The organism is Streptomyces sp. NTH33, from assembly GCF_003236365.1.
Lineage (GTDB): Bacteria > Actinomycetota > Actinomycetes > Streptomycetales > Streptomycetaceae > Streptomyces.
In genome coordinates this window covers 1-3,876 of sequence record NZ_POTZ01000565.1, presented here as the reverse complement: position 1 = coordinate 3,876, position 3,876 = coordinate 1, and the positions used below count along the sequence as shown (strand labels likewise).

At 71.0% G+C, this 3,876-nt stretch carries 1 protein-coding gene and 3 pseudogenes; 2 read left to right on the top strand and 2 right to left on the bottom strand.

Going from position 1 to position 3,876, the window contains the following annotated elements:
* The first annotated feature begins 472 nt into the window (after nucleotides 1-472).
* Together C1I97_RS32995 and C1I97_RS32990 are read left to right on the top strand one after the other, a co-directional pair.
* A complete protein-coding gene (locus C1I97_RS32995; protein ID WP_111006702.1) occupies nucleotides 473-1,294 on the top strand; it encodes an ECF subfamily RNA polymerase sigma factor, BldN family in 822 nt (273 codons plus the stop codon).
* 233 nt (nucleotides 1,295-1,527) lie between these two features.
* Nucleotides 1,528-2,253 (top strand): annotated as a pseudogene (locus tag C1I97_RS32990) (DUF5667 domain-containing protein); the annotation flags it as partial.
* Between the two features lie 34 nt (nucleotides 2,254-2,287).
* On the opposite strand, the pseudogene C1I97_RS42020 reads toward C1I97_RS32990, so the two are convergent.
* Nucleotides 2,288-2,437: pseudogene (locus C1I97_RS42020) on the bottom strand (type II toxin-antitoxin system RelE/ParE family toxin); the annotation flags it as partial.
* Nucleotides 2,438-2,694: 257 nt separating this feature from the next.
* Nucleotides 2,695-3,597 (bottom strand): annotated as a pseudogene (gene dapF / locus C1I97_RS32980) (diaminopimelate epimerase); the annotation flags it as partial.
* Nucleotides 3,598-3,876: the final 279 nt, after the last annotated feature.

Sequence of the window (3,876 nt, the reverse complement as noted above, 5' to 3'; positions counted from 1 at the left end):
CCCCACGGCCCCCCAGTCCCGCGGCACGTGTCATCGGGCCGGCCATGAGCCGTTCCCGCAGGGAGGGGCCGGACACCAGCTCCCTCACCGGCCACGGGTGCGGATCCGCACCGACGAGGTGAGGAATGGTCACGACGTCCGGCGCCTCCGTGTCCGACCGCACGGCCCTGAGCGCGATGTCGTCCCCGTGCGACCAGGTCGGCCAGGCACCCGCTTGGCGGTGGACTGCCAGAACGCGCCCCAGACCCACACCGAATTCGGAACGGATCGGTCAGGAAACGGTCACTCTCCGGTGCGACATCGGGCGTCAATCGGTTACGGAAGCGACGTAATCGATGATTTGAGCAACTCGGTGTAGCGGGCCCTGCACGAAGCGTTATTCTCCTCAGACGCAAACCGGTACCCCTCCGTCGCCACGACGGGTGAAAGGTCCCGCACTGCACGTGATGGAAGCTCTGCCTCTGGGAGTCCCGTGTACCCACACGTCGGGGTTGACGCCTCGGGCCTGGCTACGCTCCGCGCAACGGTCCTGGACCTGCTGCGCGGCCTCGTCCCCACCGCGTACGCCGGCCCCGCCTTCGCCACGGCCGCGCCCGTGGGCCCGTGCTACGCGCTGGCCGACAGCATCGAGCGGGGGCCGGCCCGCAGCACCGTCGTCGAGGGGCGGCGGGCGGGAGAGGCGCGGGCGGCCGGCAGACGAGGGCGTGCCGCGGGGACCACCGTCCGACGCCCGGCCGCGGACAGCGACAGCGCCCGCATGATGGAGCTCGTGGAGCGCGCCCAGGCCGGCGAGGCCGACGCCTTCGGCCGCCTCTACGACCAGTACAGCGACACCGTGTACCGGTACATCTACTACCGCGTCGGCGGCAGGGCGACCGCCGAGGACCTCACCAGCGAGACCTTCCTGCGCGCCCTGCGCCGTATCGGCACCTTCACCTGGCAGGGGCGCGACTTCGGCGCCTGGCTGGTCACCATCGCCCGCAACCTGGTCGCCGACCACTTCAAGTCCAGCCGCTTCCGTCTCGAGGTCACCACCGGCGAGATGCTCGACGCCAACGAGGTGGAGCGCTCCCCGGAGGACTCCGTCCTGGAGTCCCTGTCCAACGCCGCCCTCCTGGACGCCGTACGACGACTCAACCCCCAGCAGCAGGAATGCGTCACGCTCCGCTTCCTGCAGGGCCTGTCCGTCGCCGAGACCGCCCGCGTGATGGGCAAGAACGAGGGCGCCATCAAGACCCTCCAGTACCGGGCCGTACGCACCCTGGCCCGGCTCCTCCCGGACGACGCCCGCTGACCCGCCCACACTCGTTTCCTTCAACTCACCTTCTGCAGAGGCGCGTTGACTTCTCCAACGGATCCTGTGCCGTCCGTAACCCAAGTGCCGAGCCGCTCGTTGTGCGGGGCAGAGGCTCCCTGTGGTCACGTCTTGGCCAATCCTGGTCACTCGTTCGTGTGGACGCGGCCGTGGACGTGCAACCCTCAGGACACCCGGGGAGTCGACCGTCATGACGAGAGGAGGTGCCGCCAGTGATCGCGAACGTATCGGCGCACCGGCGGGCGAACGCCTTCGCCCAGGCCCTGGAAGAGCTGACCGGCCAGGGCACGGCGGCCGAACAGTCCGAAGGACCGGCACCGGCCCCGGCTGCCGCGGAGCAGACCGAGCAGGGCCGTCTGCTGGCCCTCGCCACCGGTCTGGGCGCGCTGCCCCGGCCGGAGCTGGATCCCGAGGTCAAGGCCGTCCAGCGGGCCCGCCTGGTGGCCGCGATGGAGGCCATGCTGCAGGAGGGCACCGCGGGCGAGGCGACGGACCCATCGGTGCCCGGACCGCGGACGCACCGCGCACGGGGTGCCCATCGGGCGAGCGGCCCGGGGAAACTCCGGCCGCGCACGCGGCTGGGCAAGTCACTGGCCGCCGGCGGGCTCAGCCTCGGGGTGGCCGCCGGGACCTTCGGAGGAGTGGCCGCTGCCAGCTCCGACGCCCTCCCCGGTGACTCGCTGTACGGCCTCAAGCGCGGCATCGAGGACTTCAGACTCACCTACCTGACCGACGGCGCCGACGAGCAGGGCCAGGCCTACCTCGATCTGGCCTCCACCCGGCTGAGCGAGGCCCGCAGGCTGATGGACCGCGGCCGCGACGGCCACCTCGACCACGAGTCGCTCGGCGAGATCCGCCGCGCCCTGTCCGGGATGCGGCACGACGCGGCCGAGGGCCACCGCCTGCTGCACGAGGCGTACGAGCGCGACCCCGACTCTGCCGTTGTGCCTTGGTGAAGACGGTGAGGAACACGATGCGCCGGTCCGGTGCGAGCCAGTAAGTGATGCGGTGGTGCTGCCGTCCGAGGCGGAACCGGAGTTCTCGTACCTTGCCGCCGAGGTGACGGGTGTAGGGCTCGTCGAGTATGCCGTCGAAGTCGGCGAGGAGGTCGGCGTAGAACATCACCCGGCCGTGGTCGTGCGGGGTCAGGGTGTCCAGCCATTTCTCGACCTCGGGTTCGAGTTCGATGGTGTACCGCGAACCTTTCATACCAACAACGATATATACCGTCGTTGGTATGCCCAAGCGGAGTGGTGGTGAAACGCTCGCCCTGCGAAGCGGTGTGGAACCTGTGCCTGGGGTCGAAGGTCACCAGGTGGACAGCGCCCGGGTTCCCGGCGGACAGCCCTGAGGGGGCGGGCGACGGGCCACGGACGTGATCAGGCCTCGGTCGGGTGGATTCCGGCCTCGTGCAGCACCTTCATGTTCTCCCGGCTGAGCTCGGCGAACGCGCCGATTTCCGCCATGTGCGCGGGGCCCGCGTACGTGACGGGGCCACTGCCTGGCAGCACGGCGGGGTCGAGCTCGGTCTCGTACACGAGGGTGGCGTTGCCCTCCAGCACCGGCTGCCAGATGTCGCCGACCGGCTGGAGGAAACTCCGGGCGACGCCGCCGGGGTTGCGTACGGTCGCCGGCCGCTCCGGCTCGATCAGCCCGAGGCGGGACAGCACCGCGCGGGAGGCCGCGATGCCCGAGCCGCACGACGGGGTCAGGCCGGCGCCCCGTTCGTAGGTGTGGACGAACACCTCGTCGTCCGCGAGGGGCAGGACGAAGGAGAGGTTGGCGCCGATCGGGAAGACGTCCGGGGACCCGGCCACACGCCGACCGGTCTTTACCAGCTCCGCCTCGTCGTAGGCGTCGATCACCGTGATCAGGTGCGAGTTCGGCACCGCGACCGCCGTCACGTGCCGGGACGGGTGGAAGGCGGGCAGCAGCCGGTCCGCGTATTCGCCGTGCGCGCCCGCCTCGGCCACGATCGGCTCGGCGGGCGCGAAGTCGACGGCGGGCAGCTCGACGGAGACCTGCCGCACCCCGTGCGGGGTACGGCCGCGGTCGCGCACGGTGAAGGAGTACGGCCCCTGGTGCACGACGACGGACTCCGCCCGGTGGCGGTCCAGCAGTATCCGGCCGGCGCACCGCATCCCGTTCCCGCACGGCAGGGCCTCGGACCCGTCCGGGTCGTAGAACCAGGCCCGCGCGGTGCCGTCACCGTGGTCGGCGACGAAGTACACCCCATCGCCGCCCAGCCCCCGCTTCCGGTCGCACAGCATCCCGACGGCCCGGGTGAGCCCGTCGGCAGTGGCGAAGTGATCCGAGGGGCACCCCGTCGACCACGAAGATGTCGTTCCGGGAGCCGTGGGCCTTGGTGAGCGAGAGCACGGATTTCTGGTTCACGTCACTCAGCGTGGCGGCGCGTGCGTACCGTGAGAGGTGACTCGGCGGGTGCGTGCGGTGACTGTCGGCTGCTTGTCCGGTGCTGTCCGGGCCGTCGGCGTCGTTCGTAGGGGTAGGGCGTCGCGGTACGGCGCGGGACTACGGAGGGGTGCGGCATGTCGGTGGAC